This window comes from Paenibacillus aquistagni, from assembly GCF_900177815.1.
Classification (GTDB): domain Bacteria; phylum Bacillota; class Bacilli; order Paenibacillales; family Paenibacillaceae; genus Paenibacillus_B; species Paenibacillus_B aquistagni.
Window position 1 is genome coordinate 1,328,775 of sequence record NZ_FXAZ01000001.1, and the last position, 20,379, is coordinate 1,349,153.

10 protein-coding genes, 1 pseudogene and 2 riboswitches are annotated in these 20,379 nt (G+C 48.5%); of the genes and pseudogenes, 5 read left to right on the forward strand and 6 right to left on the reverse strand.

Going from position 1 to position 20,379, the window contains the following annotated elements; translation table 11 throughout:
• Nucleotides 1-12 precede the first annotated feature (12 nt).
• From B9Y93_RS06245 to hcp, 3 genes are all read left to right on the forward strand, one after another.
• On the forward strand, nucleotides 13-909 hold the full coding sequence (locus tag B9Y93_RS06245) for a glycyl-radical enzyme activating protein (protein WP_085493443.1): 897 nt from the start codon (nucleotides 13-15) through the stop codon (nucleotides 907-909).
• Between the two features lie 538 nt (nucleotides 910-1,447).
• A complete protein-coding gene (trxA, locus tag B9Y93_RS06250; RefSeq protein ID WP_085493444.1) occupies nucleotides 1,448-1,768 on the forward strand; it encodes a thioredoxin in 321 nt (106 codons plus the stop codon).
• A 175-nt stretch (nucleotides 1,769-1,943) separates the two neighbouring features.
• Nucleotides 1,944-3,236, forward strand: a complete 1,293-nt coding sequence (gene hcp / locus B9Y93_RS06255) for a hydroxylamine reductase (protein ID WP_085493445.1) — start codon at nucleotides 1,944-1,946, stop codon at nucleotides 3,234-3,236.
• Between the two features lie 206 nt (nucleotides 3,237-3,442).
• Here the strand turns inward: hcp and B9Y93_RS06260 are convergent.
• The 4 genes and pseudogenes from B9Y93_RS06260 to B9Y93_RS06275 form a co-directional block, all read right to left on the reverse strand.
• Nucleotides 3,443-3,589: pseudogene (locus B9Y93_RS06260) on the reverse strand (IS3 family transposase); the annotation flags it as partial.
• A gap of 119 nt (nucleotides 3,590-3,708) precedes the next feature.
• The gene (locus B9Y93_RS06265) at nucleotides 3,709-8,298 is read right to left on the reverse strand and encodes a hypothetical protein (protein ID WP_085493446.1); all 4,590 of its coding nucleotides are present in this window, start codon (nucleotides 8,296-8,298) and stop codon (nucleotides 3,709-3,711) included.
• 19 nt (nucleotides 8,299-8,317) lie between these two features.
• Nucleotides 8,318-11,374 (reverse strand): hypothetical protein, encoded by a 3,057-nt coding sequence (locus B9Y93_RS06270; protein ID WP_085493447.1) that lies wholly within the window; start codon nucleotides 11,372-11,374, stop codon nucleotides 8,318-8,320.
• A 33-nt stretch (nucleotides 11,375-11,407) separates the two neighbouring features.
• Nucleotides 11,408-12,703, reverse strand: coding sequence for a S8/S53 family peptidase (locus tag B9Y93_RS06275; RefSeq protein WP_085493448.1), 1,296 nt, complete (start codon nucleotides 12,701-12,703; stop codon nucleotides 11,408-11,410).
• 244 nt (nucleotides 12,704-12,947) lie between these two features.
• Here B9Y93_RS06275 and B9Y93_RS06280 point away from each other — a divergent pair, with 244 nt between their 5' ends.
• The gene (locus B9Y93_RS06280; protein ID WP_085493449.1) at nucleotides 12,948-13,916 is read left to right on the forward strand and encodes a C1 family peptidase; all 969 of its coding nucleotides are present in this window, start codon (nucleotides 12,948-12,950) and stop codon (nucleotides 13,914-13,916) included.
• Between the two features lie 1,375 nt (nucleotides 13,917-15,291).
• On the opposite strand, the gene rluF is transcribed toward B9Y93_RS06280, so the two are convergent.
• A complete protein-coding gene (rluF, locus tag B9Y93_RS06290; protein ID WP_085493451.1) occupies nucleotides 15,292-16,005 on the reverse strand; it encodes a 23S rRNA pseudouridine(2604) synthase RluF in 714 nt (237 codons plus the stop codon).
• A gap of 410 nt (nucleotides 16,006-16,415) precedes the next feature.
• Nucleotides 16,416-16,621, forward strand: a riboswitch (cobalamin riboswitch).
• Nucleotides 16,622-16,774: 153 nt separating this feature from the next.
• A riboswitch (ZMP/ZTP riboswitch) is annotated at nucleotides 16,775-16,853 on the forward strand.
• Between the two features lie 198 nt (nucleotides 16,854-17,051).
• On the opposite strand from rluF, the gene B9Y93_RS06295 reads away from it, so the two are divergent.
• Nucleotides 17,052-17,993, forward strand: a complete 942-nt coding sequence (locus B9Y93_RS06295; RefSeq protein ID WP_085493452.1) for a LysR family transcriptional regulator — start codon at nucleotides 17,052-17,054, stop codon at nucleotides 17,991-17,993.
• A gap of 20 nt (nucleotides 17,994-18,013) precedes the next feature.
• On the opposite strand, the gene metE is transcribed toward B9Y93_RS06295, so the two are convergent.
• Nucleotides 18,014-20,284 carry a 5-methyltetrahydropteroyltriglutamate--homocysteine S-methyltransferase gene (gene metE, locus B9Y93_RS06300; RefSeq protein ID WP_085493453.1) on the reverse strand — a complete coding sequence of 757 codons (2,271 nt, stop codon included), beginning with the start codon at nucleotides 20,282-20,284 and terminating at the stop codon, nucleotides 18,014-18,016.
• Between the last annotated feature and the right edge of the window lie 95 nt (nucleotides 20,285-20,379).

Sequence of the window (20,379 nt, forward strand, 5' to 3'; positions counted from 1 at the left end):
AAGGTGGTTCATATGAAATCATATGTTATTGATGTGCAGCGCTGCTCGATACACGATGGACCTGGAATCAGAACAACCGTATTCCTTAAGGGATGTCCTTTAAGATGCAAGTGGTGCCACAATCCTGAGTCACAGAGCTATAAGAGACAATTATCTTATAATCAATCACTGTGCATATCTTGTAGAGCATGTGAAGAGGTGTGCAGTCAGAACGTGCACAGCTTTGTAGACGGATTGCATAGGGTTGATTATTCCAAGTGCACGCTATGCGGGAAGTGTGTAGAGGCTTGTCCATCGAAGGCGCTTAGCATGATTGGAAGAGAAATGACCCCACAAGAAGTGTTTGCGATTGTAAAAAAGGACGAGATCTTTTATGCACAGGGCGGAGGCGGTGTTACCATCTCAGGCGGGGAAGCGCTAACCCACATTGATTTTTGTCTGGAGCTTCTGCAGCTATGCAAAGAGAGCCATATTCACACTTGCATCGAGACAAGTGGGTTTGCTCAAGTTAATCAATTGAGAAAGGTGCTCCCTTACGTTGATCTGTTCTTGTATGATTTCAAAATAAGCAACGAGCCAGATGCATTACAATTTATTGGCGGCACACTTTCGGTTATCAATCGAACCTTTAATGAAATCTACACTAATGAAAAGGCAATGATTCTTCGCTGTCCAATCATACCGGGTGTCAACGAAACAGATGAGCATTTCCAGGCTATTGAAAAGATAGTGGCTGCATATCCTGATCTGATCGGAGTCGAGTTGTTGCCTTATCACAATTTCGGAGTGGTAAAAGGGGCAAACATCGGATGCAAGACAGAGGAGTTTGACTTCCCAACCGAGGAGCAAAAACAAGAATGGATACAGTACTTCCATCAGCACGGATATGATAAAGTCAAACTCGCATAGCATTATAAGGCCATGTCGTTCTTAGCCGCTATTTGGGTGAATGGATGATGAAGACAAGTGCGACAGCTCATCATGAATGATTCGTAAGCTGTCATCCAGCTAAGATGTAACTGTCGCACTTCATATTACAATCTGTCGGACATTAAAAAGTTAAAACTTGACACCTTATTATTTCGAGGATATTATAGACACACTAAGTCTTTTATTAAAGGTGCTACCATGAGATTTACCAAAGCCGCGAATGATGCTTGGTATACAGGTAATTCCACTCCGCTTTGTGCTGTTATGATGACTACAACTGATTGCGCGCTAAATTTCGCCTCAATTAAAGATATAAAAAGTCTGTAATGTCTCTATTCATTTGCAGCATTTGCAGAACAATTGAGCTGTGGTCGGACGAACTCGAAAGGGGCGATAAAGGAGGTGAGGAGGTTCAGTCAATTCATCATCGGCACTAGACAGATGGATAATAAAACGGTCTTTGAGATGAGACCTGTTGGTCTAATGCGTAATGATGCTAAAAAGGAGGAATATACAAATGACGATTTGTCTCTCTACGGATCAATCCTTTAACCATGATTTGAAAAATGAAGGTTTTACATTAGTTAATTTCTGGGCACCTTGGTGTGGGCCTTGCCGCTCTTTTGCACCCATTCTTGAGCGATTCGATCAAGAGCATAGCAAAGTTGTAAGGGTGCTCAAAATCAATGTAGACGATCAACCGGAAACGGCCGCTCATCATGGAGTTATGAGCCTTCCAACTACGATTCTGTTTAAAGATGGCAAGCCGGTCGATAAAATGATTGGAGCTGTTCATGTAGATAAATTGAAACAGTTCATTTCAGATAACAGCAATTAATTACGGGCAGCGTGATCCATTCTGGACGCGCTGTTTTTTGTGACATGAGGCGGGATTGTGAAATTGACGGGATATTCATGATTTTGAAATATTTGCTGTGATCGTACGCACTCTGGGGGGCTTTCCCATTTAGTATGTTGAAATTAGAAAACTATTTTGACAGGGGGAAGCCCATATGTTCTGTTATCAATGCGAGCAGACGCCGACGGGCGGCTGCAAGGTTGTCGGAGTATGCGGCAAGGACGAGACCATTGCCAGTCTACAAGATACGATCGTGTTTGCGTTAAAAGGCATCGCAGCGTATGCCACGCATGCGCGGCAGTTGGGCTATGTCGATGAAGAGGTTGACGCGATTACGCATGAAGCGCTTTATATGACGCTGACTAACTCCAACTTCAACTTACAAGAGCATCTGGATATGGCGATGAAGGTAGGGGGCGCGGCAATTCGCATTATGGATGTGCTGGATCGGGCGCATACAAAGCATTTCGGCGTTCCAGTGCCGGTTACCGTCCCGCAGAACAAGATAGAGGGCAAGTCTATCGTTGTGACAGGACATAACTTGTATGCGTTAGAGGAATTGCTGAAGCAGACAGAGGGCAAGGGCATTAACATTTACACGCATTCCGAGATGCTTCCCGCACACGGCTATCCGGTTTTGAAGAAATATCCACATTTGAAAGGCAATATCGGCAAAGCCTGGTATGACCAGCGCCGTCTGTTTGAACAATATCCGGGCGCTATCCTTGCGACGACGAACTGTGTCATGCCGATTAAGGGGAGCTATGCCGATCGGTTCTTCTCCTATGACGTGGCTGGACTTGAGGGCGTGACCAAGATCGTCAATGACGATTTCTCGCCGTTGATTGAGCGTGCGCTGGCGCTGCCTGCGGCGGATGTGGAGAGCGAGCAGACCTTGACAACGGGTTATCACCACGAGACGGTGCTTGGGCTGGCGCCTGAGATTATTCAAGCCGTTAAGGATGGAAAAATCAAGCACTTCTTCGTTATCGCGGGCTGCGATGCGCCAGGCAAGGGAGGCGAGTATTACCGGGAGCTCGCGACATCACTGCCGAACGATACGGTTATCTTGACGACCTCATGCGGGAAGTTCCGATTCAATGATGTTGATTACGGTACGGTAGCGGATACAGGTATACCGCGTTATATCGATCTGGGGCAGTGCAATAATTCCGGCTCCACGGTCAAGATCGCGGCCGCGCTTGCGGACGCCTTCGGCTGCAGTGTCAACGAACTGCCGGTGTCGATCGTGCTCTCGTGGTTCGAGCAGAAGGCGGTTGCGATTCTGCTTGGCTTGTTCAGTCTGGGCATCCGTGATATTCGCATCGGACCGAAGCCGCCGGAATTCATCTCCGAAGGCGTGATGAACGTGCTGACTGATCTGTTCGGCCTGAAGCTAATCGGAGATGCGCAGGAAGATATGAAGGCGATGCTCCATCTTGTCTAGATGATGAATGAGGTAAAGTATTTATGGAGTTAATCGATTACAGTTAATATAGTCATATAATTCTAAAGTCAGTGTCAGATGATATGAATATAGTGACATTATGTAGGCAAGACCCCGTTTAGTGGACATAAGAAAAACGCCTAAGCAGTAAGCTGTCGTCAGTACTCTACTGGCGACAGCTTCTTTAGCTTTCTTTGATAAGGCTAGAGCCCTTCCATTTTGAGAAACGAGAAGAAGATCTCCATTAAGGCGTTGTCGTAACAATTGCCTTTACGAGACATGCTGATTTGGGCGCCAAGCGACAGCATGACATGGTAAGCGTAGGACGTGTACTGGAATCCTTGATCGCTATGAACGGTCAATCCCGTCACGTCTTTCGTCTTGTTGAAGGCTTTCTCAAACGTTCAATGACCTTACAGATACATCTATGTAACTGATGAATTTTCCAAACAAACTCATTAAAAACAGATACTTATTTCAAAGAAGCTAATAATTGTTCTGCTTGCCGCAGCATAGGGCCGAAACGATCGGGATCGTCCGCATCCAGCTTAAGGTACACCTCGACAGCTTCTATGGCATATTCCAACGCTTCCTTAGCCCTTTCAACCACTACCAAACAGCTCGCAAGGGCGTACAACGTAGAGGCATATAATTCGAAATACTCCTCGTCCTTCAAATGGAATCCGCGTAACTCATCCACTGCCTCCAGCGCTTTACGGGCAGCATCCTCATGCACTCCCGTGCCAGACAACTCTTCGGACAGAGCCAACAATTGCTTCGCTAGGGATATCACATCGTACAACGGAATCGTGTCTACATAAGTTTGACGCTCTCTCATGGTAGATGTGGCTCCTTGCGGTACGGTGCCGGAGATAAGTTCGTGTTCCTGAATGACAAGCCGTAATCGCTCGTTCTCATGATCGACAGGGATGCTTATCTGGCCCTTCCATACTGTAACCTGGTCGGGATCCGATGCATCGGGTGCGAGCTCAACCTTCCACGGCAAATCCGCCCACCTTAACACCGCATCCTCAATCTCATCGACGCGGCGCTGCACAAGCGCTTCCATTCGGCTGGTTACCCGAATTTCGTCTCCTTCTAACGAGGCTTGCGCATAGTAGGAGACGCCGCTCACCGATACATTGTACACGCTGGCAGCACCTGACGCTTGCGAGACGGTTGCCATGCGATTCGGCGCTGTCTGTACGAGATCAACCAATACGACAGGGGAAGGGCGCAGGTCCAGCGAGGATCCAGGTATTACGATAGAATGGGGCTGAAAACGGACTAATGCCAGGCGGATAAACGGGAAGTATTGGTTGCCAATATCCAGCTCAAGGTCGCAGTACCATAACTTGCAAGCATGATCCCAGTTCACGTCAAAGCCAGCAATGAATAGCCTCTCTCCATTCCCCATATGCGCCGACCAGACCTGCTTCTTATTTGTAAAGTTCCCAGCATGCGGCAATCCGATTTCTCGAGATGACCGGATTGGATCCCGCCCCCACAGCGTCACTTTGTGATACGAGGCTTCGTAGCGAAAAGGGACACTATTGCCCAATACAACACCCAGCACCTCGCCAGCGCCCGATGACCACCAAGGGCGGTCAAGATATACCCGTATGCCGGCACCATTGCGCTCACTCGTAATATTCCCGTCGGCATCTGCCGCTTGATTCCATCCGAAAGTCGGAACGGCGTACAGAACATGAGGAGCTGCCGGACGCGCGGAGCTAAGGATATCGATCTCAATCTCCTTGCTTTCCCGAACAAGTTGATTCGGAGACAGGTTAGGCGCAAAATACTCGCGGAAACGCGAAGTTGCCGATACCCGATACCGTACGCGGCGGTACTTCGTATCGCCAAACTCGTGCGCTGCAACCTTGCTTGCCAAATTGAGCTGTTCCTGCAAATGCCTGCGCTGCTGGGGCGTTAACACCGAGAGTGGTTCGCCCAATATTCGCTGCACGCATCGCCGCGAGTTCTCTGCCTGCTCCCCGTTGAAAATGAGAAGATCGGCATCCCCATCCTGATGCACGAGCCGTAATGCATCATTCTCTTCTACAAAGCAATAGTCATTCCGGCCCTCTAAATGGACGACCTGACCTTCAAAAGTCGTTGGCAGCTCCATAACATGGGCACTCGAAATGACAGTGTCCGGTTCTTCTCTTTGAGGGTCGTCTCGTGGCTCTGTCCATTCCGCCATAATATCCAGCTTCGTCGTACTAGATGCATGTACGCCGATTGTTCCTTGAAGATAGGCATATGTGCTGCCTTCACTGCGTTCCGCATGAAGACGCTGCGGCTCAGGCACGAGCAGAGGCTGTTGCACAGCGTGAACCAGCGTAAGTTCACGATACGGAGTGAACATCCAGTGGCGGCCATCGAGAATGCCTTGCCTGAGAAGACTGTTATCTTCAAGGGATATTCTACCGTCGTCGCAAGCCTCGCACAGCCAATTCCACAGTTCCATCTCTTCCAGCGTACCGCCAAATATAGAACTTACGCGCACACGTGCGACTTCTGACTTGGGAAGCTGGACGGTAAGGATACGGGTTGCTTCATCCCATACGGGTTGGTCGCTGCCCTCGATCAAACGCAGCCGGAAAGGCGTCGCTTCATGCCAAGTTTCACCGCCAAACGCGATTGGCAGCAATTCGTCCTTCGCCATGCCCGGCAATCCTTGAAAGAGTACGCCTGTGGCCCATGGATCAGGCAAATAGGGGAGGAGCAGCTGTTCCTCGGTATGAACAGCGTAGCCCTCTGCAGAAGAGGGATCAGAGCCGGTTGGAATAAAGCGTACGGAAGGTGATGACACTTCATTCAAGGATCCAGCTTCGCGCTTGGCCAAGCGATACACTTCTTGCATGCGGGCTTTGGCTTGATCCAGCGGAAGGGTGTGCTTCGCATCCAGCGCCTCGTCCAACAGTCCATGTGTCTCCACCAAATGAAGCGAGGCTTTAGGTGCTGCAACATGCCGTTCGTTGTACGAATGATAGGTAGGGTGGACGACAGCATATTCATCCGCCGTTTGCCCGAAGTTGCTGCGAACAACGAGACGCTCCAACGATTCACCCTCTGTATAACCTGACGTATGGGAATCATTCAGGTTCCCGCTGGGACTATACAGCTGCCGCGGAACAAGCTCTGGTGGATTGATCGGCTCGAATCGGTTGTATACGAGCGGCTTGTCTTGCGGCAAACTCGCTCCTGATCCTGCTTCAATCGCCGATGCTTCAGCAAGCGTTAGACCGTTGCCTGCCAAATCCACGGTACGCACGCGCAGTCGGTAGTTCTGACCGAATCGTAGCCGTGGAAGCGTACCCTCCTGCACTCTAAAAGACGTTTCAAGTCCGAGGCCTGTCATCGCCACATTGCTGACATGCTGCGGCATTGTTTCTGGATCGGCAGGATCTGGGGCGCGTGAGCTCCTGCTAATGCTCTTTCCAGGACGTGCACCCGACAGACTCCACCCATCCCAAGTAAAGAGCGATTCATGGACATAAAGCTCACCTGCGGGATCAGGAGGGGAGGACGGATCCTCAGGCTTGCTTGCCACACTCGGTTGCATGAATCCTTCGTCTGCGATATCAGGGATCAAGCCGGGATGATTCGGGGTGCAATATGTACCGACACGTTGGTGCAGCGAACGCCATTGCCCTGAACGCTCCTCGTAGACATCCAGACGGTAGCCCCGCATGAGATCCTCGGCATATAGCTCTACGAGTTCGGGACGATCAGCGTTCAGCCTCTCGTTCAATAAAGCTGAGGAATTGAAGATATCGTTATAGTAGTGCGCATTCTTCTTGCGAACTAACGAGATCCCCTTCGTCCGCAGAGCGGGTACGCCCACTTGTTCAACTGCTTCGATAGGTTGGCTGTCGCCATTTTTTTTCATTCGAGCCAAGCTGCCAGTCAGATTCAAGGTTTTCAAGGCTGCACTATCGATATCTGCTTGCACCAGCTCCACACTGCTGCCCGGCATCCATAATCCTTTATTCACTTCTCCCGTTCTGGAAGACGCCGTAAATAATTCCTGTCCATTGACCGTCATGCATTCTTCACATGTCCAGGGGCTGTAATCCGCGGTCCATGTCTGCTGCTCGGGAGACTGGAGGGGCGGCAAAGCGGAATTCCAGGTCGGGATCGCGCGAACGAATCCAATCGAATCGCTAAGCTGCGGGAGAGCATCTGCCGGAACCTCAATGTCTATAATTAATCCCAATCGTCGTAAAATCTGTGGGAAATCACTTAGAGCCGCAATCATTTGATGGAAATCGAACCTCTCCTCAAAATGCTCGCGGACCGTCGTATCATCCGGCAATTCAACAGGCTCTTCGTTAGCGGGACGATAGTGAAATAACATGGCGCTATAGAAAGCGTCTTTGGTTTCATCCGCTTCTCTGACTTCATTGACATCACTGACTTCTCTTATTTCGCGCAAACCAACCGGCGTTATCAACTCTCCGCCTGCATCTGTTTCAGATCGGCGATTACGAGCAACTTCGCGTGCTCGTTCAATGCTTGAGCTCAGCAATTGGCTTAATTGCTCCTCACTCTCAACATTCAGACTCTGGTGAAGCTCAATCAGATCGCTAAATATTTCTTCCAGATCGGAACGGCTTTCCAGACTCTCTCCATTCCTTATAATCGGGGTGTCAAACGGAGTTCGCAGCGCAACCTCCTGATACGATGTCTTCACATAGCTTTGAACGCTGCTTACCGGATAGCTAACAATGGGCCGATTGGTAAAGTCATCGAACTCGTAAGGCTCAAGGCGCGTCTCTGATGTAAATAACGCTCTCCATAATGCGGGATCAGGTGGCGCGCTAGTAATCCTAGCCGGTACTTGAATATTGTCGGCCTCGACCGCAAATGATACTTGATCCGGCTGCATGCATGCGGCCCATTCGATAAAGTCGGGGAAGTGCGATAACGTTGTGCCCTGATCTGTGCGCAAGCGCGGACTAACGAACACGGACAAGCGCAAATAACGCGTTTCGCCATCAGTGATGACTCCATTCGGGAGCGCTATCCAAAAAATATTCTGAACGGTTGTCATGTTGCGAGCTCCTTTCTATTTACGCAAAAGCGAGGCAATATTGCTCCCAATCGCCTGGTTCGACCATGTCGGCGAAAGTCGGGTCTCCTGCCGCACCGGCAAATTTACGCTCAATCGTGAGGGTGACGCTCTTGCTCAAAAAAGCTACCTTCACGCCAACGGTTACAGAAGCCTGGCCCCAGACTTCGCCGCCGCCATTGTCCTTCTGACGATAGTTTAGTCCCATGTAGAACTCAACGGAAACGCCGATTAGCCCGAGCACGCTCAAATAGCCGCCGCAGCGCAGATAGCCCGTCAGCTTGACATCATTGCCTGCCATGCCGAAATAAATGCCCGCCATCACATATATTCCGCCACTGGCAATACCAAGGTTAAGGGAGACATTGCCACCGAACTCAATTGCAGCTTCGATCTGCTCGATACCGTTCGCATTGAGAGCAAGCGCAAAGAAGCCTCCTCCTCCGAATACACCTACGGTAACCAGGAATGGATGATGCCGCTCAGAAATCGCGAATCTAACCCCTGCTGGCTGGTCATTGAATGGTAGTGTCAGCGACGCGCCAAGGCTTATATTCTGCAAGCTGAAGATGCCTACACCAAGGCTGGGTACACCCAGCGTATATCCAGCTCGGATGCCCGAAGTGGTTACGTCCAGGAATGGCGGGTCGCTAAACCCATCCGCTGGCAGGATGTTGCGGATCGTATTCACAAACTGGAGCGGCCCCTCAAAGATCAGATCCATGCCCTTAGCGCTTACATCCATCTTTTTGCCGCTCTTAGCGCAAAAGCTCAGTGATGTGAATCGGATTGTGAGCGCTCCGGCAAAATTCATCGCAAAATCTTTGAGAGAGCCATTGACCTCATAACTGGAAGCTTTTCCGTCTGTGGGAAAAACCAAGCGAGAGTTCAAGCTCAGTTGAGCATCATAGGCGAATTTTGTATCCTGTTTTGTGGTTAAAAACCGGAAGAAGGGATCCGTCTCTGGAAAACCATAATCTTGAATATGCGGCTTCCACACGAATCGCGTTTCGATGGCGATTGGCACGGCCGTCTCAGTATACTCGACACCTGGCGGGTATAGGGGCCGGGTTGTAATGAAGGGAAGCTCTAATCGATATTCGGGAATATCCAGCTGTTCCTTTAACTTCTCCGGAGACCATTCTGTGGGCTTGATTATAGCGTCCGGATCAAAATCCAACTGCTTCAGAATGTCCTTTAAGGTAATGCCGCCCAGAAAACGCGCCTTGTCGAAGATGCTAGTATCGAATTTCCCGATCTTTAAGTTTTCCGGATCCGCAACAGGACCAAGCGATCGCGATAATGCCTGAATCGCGGTGTCCGGCTTGACCAATCCGCCGGCTTTCTCGACAGGGAAGGGAAGCTCAACCTTCCGGTTAAGCTTGGCAAAGATCTCCCCCTTGTTTATTGCACGTTCAAAGCCAGCCTCAAGGTAGCTTTCATCTAACGAGATATCGACGGGCACGGATCGTCCAAGAAGGCGATCAACCGCAGGCAGGTTTACCTTGGCTTCCTTCATGGTAGGCAAGAACAAAGGATGTGGTTTAGGTAATCGCCCGATTGCATCATCCTTGACAAGCTGTGCCTCGAACACAACTCGATCTGTTTGAAGCGTGGTTTTGCCTCGGCTATTGTCGGTAGTTTCAGCCAAGGCCACAGACTGAGCTTGCAGCGAGACGGCACGAAAATCCCGATGCTCTTCCGCATTATAATATTGGACGATATGGTTCCAACCCGCTCCCTCGTCAGGCAGCGGCACGCACAGCAACGGACGTTCGAAATGGACGGTATTTCCTTCCCAATCTTCCGCAACCATTTGGAACAGAAACGGCTTTCCTCCTTGCTTCGGCCAAAATGGAGCGCTGTCCGAAAAGGAGTCAAGCTCAGGCGTCGAAGGGGTCGTAATGTGAATTCGCCTGAATGGCATTTCACGCCCGCCGTATTTATAGGCCGATGCCAACGCGGTGTAATCCTTAATCGGCTCAAGGATTTCAATATATTGATATTGCTTCAGCAATGCGGTCACGCTGAGTGTAACACCATCAAATGTACGCTCGGTAATTGTCGTAATAGATACTCGGTGCCCTGTATCGCAAAGATAAGCTTTTTTTACCGTCTTTACATATTGATCCCGTCCCTGTGAGGCAATGTGCTGCCACTGAGTATAAGAAATCACAGGATACCCCAGATGGTCGTTCTGACCGGCAATAATCGTCGGGTATTCCCATGCGCCCTCTAGTTTCGTCCATGCGCCAAGCGAGGAAAGCATCAGACGGGGGGTATGGACAGGTTGAGGGACATATTGATGAGGAAGTCCGTATCCGTCCAGATTCGTTCTCCATACCTGATAAGCGTATTCTCCTCCGCCATAGCGCTGAAAGATCCACAGGGGAAGGCTAGGTATCGAGAAATCGGCAGATAAAGCAGCGAAATTTTTGCGGGCTTCCTCGGTTAAGGAGCTTGAGTAAGGGATATTCACGTCAGGGGACCATATGACGCGCGTGTTCCCGCCTTCCCGGAATTCACTGTCACCATTAACATTAGCAGGGATACGTTCTCCGAGCCTCGTATGCCACAGCTCAATACGCCCATTATGCATCACCTGTGAAAAGGCATGGCTCCAGACGCCCAACTCGTCGGGGGAAAGATACATGCCCGTAGGGATCTCAAGCGCCGTCTCTCCAGGGCCGGGCGGACTCGGCTCCGGACCGTTCGTGGCGCCAGGCGGCAGGGCATTGCCCGCTAGCACTGGTCGATAGTCCCGCCAGTTCAACAGTGTCTTAATCGTGAGCGGCCAACGATCCTGATCGTCTGGCAGCTTGAATGCAAGGCGGCTTGGACCGGACAGCATAGCTTGAAACGGCTTGACACTGGGGTAAGACAAAGCTTCCACAATATGCTGTGGTGGAAAATGAACGATCAATAGTGCCGGCTGGTTCGCATCAGTCTTGACGATGTGCAGCGGCGTACCTTCGGTATGCAGATTGATCAACTCGAAGGTTAAATCAAGAAAATCCTCCTTGCGCAAAGCGCGAAACACTAGACGTTCAGTAGGCATAGCCTGTCCTCCTTCACGTTCAAAATAGCGGAATCAGATATGATTGACGGCCTCTCTCAAATCCGGCATAACTCCGATCCCGTCGGGGTTGTCTGTGGCCGTATTGAATGGGCCGGATAGTATCTCTCGCACGCGGGCTGGAGTAAGTGTGATGCCACGGCTGCGGGCAATGCCCTGCAAGCTGACCGCTGCGCCCGCTACGATCGCGCTGGCGCCCGAAGTACCGCCAAATCCGGTATCTCCAGCCAGAGGATTCAAGCCCATATACGGACCGAAGGGACCATTCACGGAAGAAGTCGTTACGATGTTTTCGCCCCAGGCGTGACAGTCAACGCGATTGCCGTGGCACGAGAAGGCTATGCGGGCACGGAGTGCGGCATGTCTTGCTCCGACCATAATGGCGCCCGTGTCGAAGAAATTGAATGTGTTCCGGTCCAGGCTTGTCCCATCATTGCGCAGCAGCGCATCCAGGTCATGACCTCCGTTGCCAGCCGGTTCGATTACAACGATGCCAAGCAGTGTCAACGCATGAATGAGCATCGCGATGTGAGCGTCCATCTCGACAGGCTTCAGGTCGGTGCTTTGGTCTTCAATCAATAAGACATCGCCTGCCCCCAGAAATCCGGCAGCCAGAACGAAAGCATCAGGCAGCGTATTTCGCAGCGAACTGGCAATTGCTCCTTTTACTTTGGGCGCAATGCCGATTACCCCTTTATCGTTATCTTGGGCCAACACGATTCCGAGGCAAGCGGTCGAATGAAATTCATTGCCTGGCACACTCTGGTTTAACTCAGTGATGCCCACACCCGCAAGGTCTTCGTGAGTCAGATTCCAACCTCTTTCGATATCCAGGAACTTAACTCCCTCTCCGTCGGCACCTGGGAGACTCCATGCAAAAAAAGCGTCGATCCCGAACGGGGCGGGAAGAAGATACCCCTGGGTAGGCGCTAACGGATCATTAGAGGGATCCACGCTTGCTTGGACGAGCGGTGTCTCTTGGTATGCGAATTCAACGAAGGGCAGTGCGCGCAGGGCTGTCACTAGCGACTGCCTGTCGACGAATCCCGCGACATCAATGGCCATCACACTGAGCAGATTAGGCGGCTCTTGACCGCTTCGCGCCCGCGCAGTATTGAGCAAGTCAGCCAACTGTTCGCCTGTCTGAACCCGAATCAATCTGTTAAGGGACAACGCCGCACCCGGGAATTGGCTCTGCAATTGCTGCCACAATAATGAAATAGGGACCGGCAGAAATCGCTCTGCGGCATCTTCATATGGAATCGTTACATCCGGACGGAATTTGACGATGATTCTAGGTTCGCTTGCCATTACATGCACACTCCTAAGTTGTCAGGTTATAACGCTTAATGTTTGTAATGGCGTACAAAAAAATTCAGAAAAGGAAAGCATACACCTGCACAAGACGCTTCTGCAGGATTGCGGCCCAATCGTCTTGTTTGCGAGAGGATCGAAATCTATAAAAGCAAAGTCATTTGAAAACAATAATGCTAATGGTGCGCCGAACGACATTCGTACGGACGAAAAAAAACATTACGTAAGGAATGAGCGCTACATGAACAATCACGTAAGTTTAGAGGAGGTCCATAGCGCGTTAAACGTGCATGGCGATCCGTGGGTTGTCGGGGAAACCAGCTTTTCATCACTCCCATTAGAAGAAAAGCAGCAATACCTTGGGGCATCGCCGCCGCCGGACGTGCCCAGCCTTGAAGAGATCGAGCGGCGTGTCACTGCCATGCGAGAAGAAATCGACAATGAGGGTTTACGGGCGTTTCGCGAGAATGCCGCCCGCGATTTGCGCAATGTGGACGGCATTAATTATGTATCGCCAATAAAGCATCAGAAGCGCTGCGGCTCTTGCGTGGCATTCGCGACCATTGCAGCCGCAGAGAGTACTTACCAGATCCAGCAGCAATATTCAAACGGCATCGATCTCAGTGAGGCTCATTTATTTTTCTGCCTTGCCAATGCACTTGGGAAAACCTGCGAAACCGGATGGTGGGCAAAGGAAGCTTTGAATCGCTTCAAAGACAATGGTGTGTACGGAGAATCCTTTCTGAAATACGATGAAGCCCTTGCAAGAGAACCGCATTGCAGCGGTTTTCAACTTACACCCGAGTATTACTTCAAAATCACGGGATATGTGGATCTTACTGGACAGCCAGCGTTAATAAAGGAATGGATTGATAAAAAAGGCCCTGTGATAGCTTCTTTCATCGTTTATGAAGATTTCTATATATATAAAGGCGGGGTATACAAGCATGTGGCCGGTGAACGTTCCGGCTCGCATTGTGTGGCAATCATCGGTTATAACGACAGCGAGGGTTGCTGGATTTGCAAAAATAGCTGGGGAACGGAATGGGGCGAGGAAGGTTTCTTCCGAATTTCTTATGGCGAGTGCGGCATACATCTGTGGGCGAATTACGGTATTACAGGCGTCACGGGTATTCGCATAGAGGATCCTCCCGATCCGGATCCTGGTGAATGCACCGACTATGATTGCCCGCCACATCGAACGATGTGAGCGACTCGCTGATATAATCGGAACCATATAAAAAGGGATAGCAGCTTTGATTGAAAGTTATCCCTTTGCTTTTCTTGTAATCGATTATAAAACTAGCATCTGAGTTTGTTGCCCGTTAAGATGCCTATGAGGATGTCCAGATCGGTTATACTTGACGGGGCTAAACATGAGTGGGGGCGTGGCACTTAGCAGCAGTATCCAGGAAGGTTGCGGCTATCGTTTCCAATATGCGGTGGAGGTAACCCCAACCGGATACATGCACTGCACTAATAGGAACACCTAACTGGACATTCCATGGCGCGAAGGATGATATTGTTACTATTGTTGAATTACGGGAATGGTAGCTTCTCAGCAGATAAATAATTTACTGTCTAGCTTTAGATAGACCGATTATTATACTAAAAAGAGAAGCAACCAATGAGTTGTACATATAATTAATCTCTTCGAAAGATTTACCCTGTATTAATAGTTTGAACGCCATTGTTACTAAACTAAAAAGAATGAAAGTTCCGGAAAAATACTTTAAAAATATTATCAATTTATCCCTATTAGTTCGCTTCATACGCATCTAATACCCCTGATCATATATAATATACAGCAAATATTATCTTCCATTATAGTATATAATGTAATATATTCATCTCCATAACATTTTTAGATAAATACACTAATATTAATAGTGTAACTGTGACGGAAAATGATAGAGGCAGGGGATGTGGTCGCTAGAGTGGGGGAACAACGGCTATTCTAGAAATCCTCACATTCATGTAGGAGTAAAAATGTAGGAATTCTCATGAAATCTATTAGCGCCAGAGATATCATGAATGAAGGGGGAGATCATATCATTAGTGATGGTACAGGGTCTTCAAAGTCTGTCGCATTAATGTTACGAAAAGAAGATCAGGTTTGGAAGATCGATTTTTACTCACCAATGAAAAAGTACATAAAATAGACGGTCGTTAAATAACGGCCGCCTTGAATTGTAAGTATACGTTTTTATAGGTTCGGTAGAACGATCTACTGCAAACGACACGCTGCAGTTAGAACGGTACAGCTCTTTAAAAATTTCACACGAATTCTTACTTAGATCTTAACAGTACCCGTTTGTCTGTCTGAAGCAATAAATAATGGATTGCCCGTTTCAGTATGGTTCACTCCTGCATCTGAAGTAAACATGATGCCAATCGAAATCATCAAAAATAATAGTAAGACACTCAACAATAAGCTTAAGGAAAAAGATTGGGAGCTTGAACTTTTCAAAAGCACCACACCCTTTACATGGATATACTTACCATATTCATGATATAGCCCACCAATTATTTGTGTCAAGAGTGAAAACCATGTCAAACAAGTTATCAGTCACATCGTGAATCAGCTACATTTCTTTTGGCTTATAATTTAATTCTCGGAATAGTTCAGTTTGCTCTTTCTTGGATAAATCTCTCCATTGTCCAACAGGAAGGTTACCTAAATGAATATTCATGATTCGGGTTCTTTGCAATCGGCGAACGTTGAATCCTAATGCGGCGCACATGCGGCGAATTTGACGATTTAGTCCTTGTGTTAAAATGATTTGAAAATCAAATTTTGATAATTGAACGACTTTACAAGGAAGTGTTTTTGTACCTAATATTTTGACACCTTCTGACATCTTCTTCAAGAAATCAGGAGTAATTGGCTTGTCTACTGTAACGATATACTCCTTTTCGTGCTTATTTTCAGCACGCAGAATTTCGTTAACAATGTCGCCATCGTTCGTAAGTAGAATTAAGCCCTCTGAATCTTTATCTAGACGCCCAATATGAAAGATCCTTAATGGATGGTTGACGAAATCAACAATATTTCCCTTTACCCCTTTTTCTGTTGTACTCGTAATGCCTACAGGTTTATTTAAGGCAATATAGACATTATGCTGTGCTTCTTTGACTGGAATTCGATGTCCATCTATTCGAACGTCATCCCCAGCTTCAACTTGGCTGCCTATCGTTGCAAGTTCACCATTAATAGTCACTCTTCCATCGGTAATTAAATTATCGGCACCTCGTCTAGATGCTTTTCCTGATTCACTTATAAATTTATTAATACGCATGCTGACACATCCTTAATCAAGGCTTGTTTTATTAGATAATAACTATACTTTATTTTATGGATGAATCACAAACTAATATTTAGAAATAACCGATAAAAGTTCGTTTCTAAGGAAGACTCGTAGTGGACAATTAAATTATATATCGCTATCTTAAGGGGATGTGGAAGATTACGACAATTTCGTACAGGAAATGCACGGCAAGTCATTTTAATCTGCGATAGTATGTTACTCGGAGGAGCACTTCGATAGAAAGGGCTCCAATCACTGTTGGAAAATGAATATAGGGGGAGACAAATGAGACGATATCGTTTAATCTATATCTAGCTATAGATTACTCGAATAGCGCTTTATTTGTTAAATTAATACCATTCGTTGCCGAGTAAGATGTTGGTATCATTAATCTTGTACAAATTGCATAATCGAGAACCGGTGTCTGATCGGCGAGCGTGCTTGTCGTTCTGACTTAAAAGGGAAGATCGGTGTAATACCGACGCGGTCCCGCCACTGTAACGGAGGAGCAGGCAGCTCAACCAGCCACTAATCTACATTGATTGGGAAGGCAGCTGCCGAGTGACGATTCCGGAGCCAGGAGACCTGCCTGTTCTGACAGCACTGCTGTACCTACGAGAGATAGGGAGGTGTTAGATGAACCGTCATGATGTACGATTATGAAGGCGTCTTTCCCTATGTATTATTGTGGGAGGACGTCTTTTATTGTTGTCAGCAGGTGTAACAGGTTAAAACGTGTGCAATTATGCTGTTTGAACGATCTGATGGGTGTAACTGGCGACACGTGGTCAACCACGAAGGAGCTCACATTCATATCGCCGTTCGCCTGAGCAAAGTATTTGATCTTAGGATTAAATACTTTTTTTATTTACTACTGAACGCTTTTACATGAATACGGACTCGCCTCGTAAATGCTGGCCAACGCGCTCAGGAAAGAAGCCGGATAGCTGCAGCAGCATCTGTCCAGCTTTGGACGTGGACGGGCCATTGGTGCGTGAAGTCCATGAAAAATAATGTTGAGGTAAAGGGGGATTCCAATGACCTTGCAGCAGTTGAAATATATTCTGACCATCGTTAGTTGCGGCTCCATAAGCGAAGCGGCAAAAAGGCTGTATATCTCACAGCCGAGCTTATCCAATGCGGTAAAAGAAATCGAGATGGAAGCCGGGATCGAGATTTTCCTTCGATCGTCCAAGGGGATTGCGCTATCAAGCGATGGAGCGGAGTTTCTATCCTACGCTAGGCAAGTCGTGGAGCAAGCCGAGCTTCTCGAACAGCGGTACATGAATCGCAAGCCTTCGAAGAAGCTGTTCTCGATCTCAACGCAGCATTACGCCTTCTCTGTGCAGGCCTTCGTCGGACTGCTGAAGGAGCTTAACGTGGACGAGTACGAGTGTACGCTACGTGAAACACGCACCTATGAGATTATCGAAGACGTACGGAATATGAAAAGTGAGCTCGGAATCATCTATATGAGCGAATTTAACCGAAAGGTGATTCAGAAGATATTAAAGGACAACGGGCTGCAATTTCATCCGCTGTTCCAAGCGGAAGCGCACGTATTTATCAGTGAGGAGCATCCACTTGCCTCCAAGTCGCTGCTGGACATTGAAGATTTGGATGACTACCCGTGCTTGGCCTTTGAGCAAGGCGAATATAATTCCTTTTACTTCTCCGAGGAAATACTAAGCACACGAACGTACAAGAAGAAAATACTGGTCAGTGACCGTGCCACGCTTTTTAACCTGCTGATCGGGCTTAACGGCTATACGATTAGCTCGGGTATACTAAATAAGGATCTGAACGGGGAGCAAATCAAATCTGTACGCCTTCGTACGGACGAGAACATTCGGGTAGGTTACATCGTGAATCAGAAGGCGAGCTTGAGCCAGCTGGCTGCCGCCTATGTGATGAAGCTTAAAACCGTCATTACAGATTTCGGTTATCCGATCTTAAACCAAGAGGATGAGCTCGACTGAGCCCATCCTCTTGAACGTTATTACAGCGTTGCTCTTATTTCTTTGGCTGCTTGGACAAGGTTCTTCAAACTAGCCCACGTTTCCGTGACACCGCGAGTTTTAAGTCCGCAGTCTGGATTAACCCATAGCTTGGAGACTTCGATCTTGTCGAGCATGCGGTTCAGCCCTTGTTTAAGCTCGTCGACGCTAGGAATCCGAGGTGAATGGATGTCGTATACGCCAGGGCCAACTTCAGTACGGAAACCGCATTCGTTAATCGTATCGATGATGGCAAGATCCGAGCGCGACGCTTCGAACGTAATGACATCGGCGTCCATCGCATCGATATCGCGAATGATGTCGCTGAATTGGCTGTAGCACATATGGGTATGAATTTGCGTTTCGGCTTTGACACCGCTGTGTACAAGTCTGAAGGCGGGAATCGCCCAGCTCAAGTATTCGCACTGCCAGTCCGAACGACGTAGTGGAAGCTTCTCTCTTAAAGCAGCTTCGTCGATCTGGATAATCTCGATGCCGTTGGCTTCGAGATCGAGTACTTCGTCACGAATCGCAAGACCGATCTGAAGAGCGCTTTCCTTCAAGCTGATATCTTCGCGAGGGAACGACCAGTTCAGAATCGTTACCGGACCTGTCAGCATGCCTTTGACGAGCTTGTTGGTATGGCTCTTCGCGAACGCCGAGTATTCAACAGTAATCGGCTTGCTGCGGCTAATGTCGCCCCATACGACCGGCGGTTTTACGCAGCGTGTTCCATAAGACTGCACCCAGGCGTTCTCTGTGAAAATAAAACCATCCAAGCATTCACCAAAGTATTCGACCATATCATTGCGTTCGTATTCGCCGTGCACAATGACGTCAATTCCGATCTCTTCCTGCTGCGCGATGCACTCAGCGATTCGGTCAAAGTTGAACTGCTTGTACTGTTCCTCGGTGATGTTGCCTTTCTTGAAGGCTGCACGGTTTGCACGGACTTCAGCCGTTTGCGGGAACGAGCCAATCGTAGTCGTAGGCAACAGCGGTAAATTGAACTTCGCTTTCTGGATGGCTTCCCGCTCAGCGAACACAGGCAATCTCGTGAAGTCGGCATCCGTCAACGCAGCCACTCTCTTTTGTACCGAGTTATCATTCGTAAGGCGCGATGCGCTGAACAGCTTCTCGTTCTCCGTATAAAGTGTGGAGGCTTCAGGGCTCGCTTGTGCCAAGATCAATTTCAGATCTGCAAGCTCGCGTAACTTTTCTTCAGCGAACGCGAAATATTGCTTATTCGCCGCCGTCAGCTTCGTTTCGTGCTTCAGCGTATAAGGAACGTGGAGCAGCGAGCATGATGTGCCAATCACAACTTGGTCTGCATGCTTGTTAATTTCACGAACAAGGGCAACCGTCTGCTTATATTGGTTCTTCCAGATGTTCTTGCCGTTGAGTACGCCGGCGAAGAGTACTTTTTCGCTTGCGAAGCCGTGCTTACGCACAAGGTCCAAAGATTGCTTGCCCTCGACGAAGTCGATGCCGATGCCGTCGAAAGGAAGCGCTTGAAGCGCCTGATAGCAGTCGCGAATATCTCCAAAATACGTTTGTGCGACAACTTTCACACCGCCTTTAGCGGAGAGGATGCCGTTATAAAGCTCCGTGAATAGATCGATATCTTCCACAGTCAAGTCCGTTACCAATGCAGGCTCATCCAACTGAAACCATGCTGCGCCAAGCGTGTTCAACTGGCTCAGGACAGCCTTATAAGCTTCGACGATCGCTGGAACACAATCTTTGGCCTGCTTGGAGCCGGTAAATCGCGCTAGCTTAAGCAGGGTAAATGCACCGATTAGCACAGGTTTGGTTGTGATGCCGAGCTGCTTTGCTTCCGTAAATTCGTCGAACAGCTTCGATCCCGTCAAACGGATGTCAGTCGTATCGTCGATTTCGGGTACCATATAGTGATAGTTCGTGTTGAACCATTTTTTCATTGCCAGCGCTTTAACGTCGCCCTTGTCACCTTGATAGCCTCGTGCCATTGCGAAATACGTCTCCAGGGGGCTTAGGCCGAGCGCTTCGTATCTTTGTGGAACGATCCCAAGCAAGCAAGACGTGTCGAGTAGTCCGTCGTAGAAGGAAAAATCGTTGGACGGAATGAAATCGACACCGTTTTCCTGCTGAAGCTTCCAGTTTGCCGATCTAAGCTGAGACGCCGTTTGCTGCAGTTCTTCCACTGGAAGTATGCCTTTGAAGTATTTTTCGGATGCGAATTTAAGCTCTCTTAGCGCGCCAACTCGCGGATAACCGATGATGGATGTTTTCAATTGTAACAGCTCCTTAAGTGAGTATGTTGGTTTCATTATAGGACGTGGAAGCTGTTATCAATAAATACTTAAAAACTATATAGAGGCATAGTTTT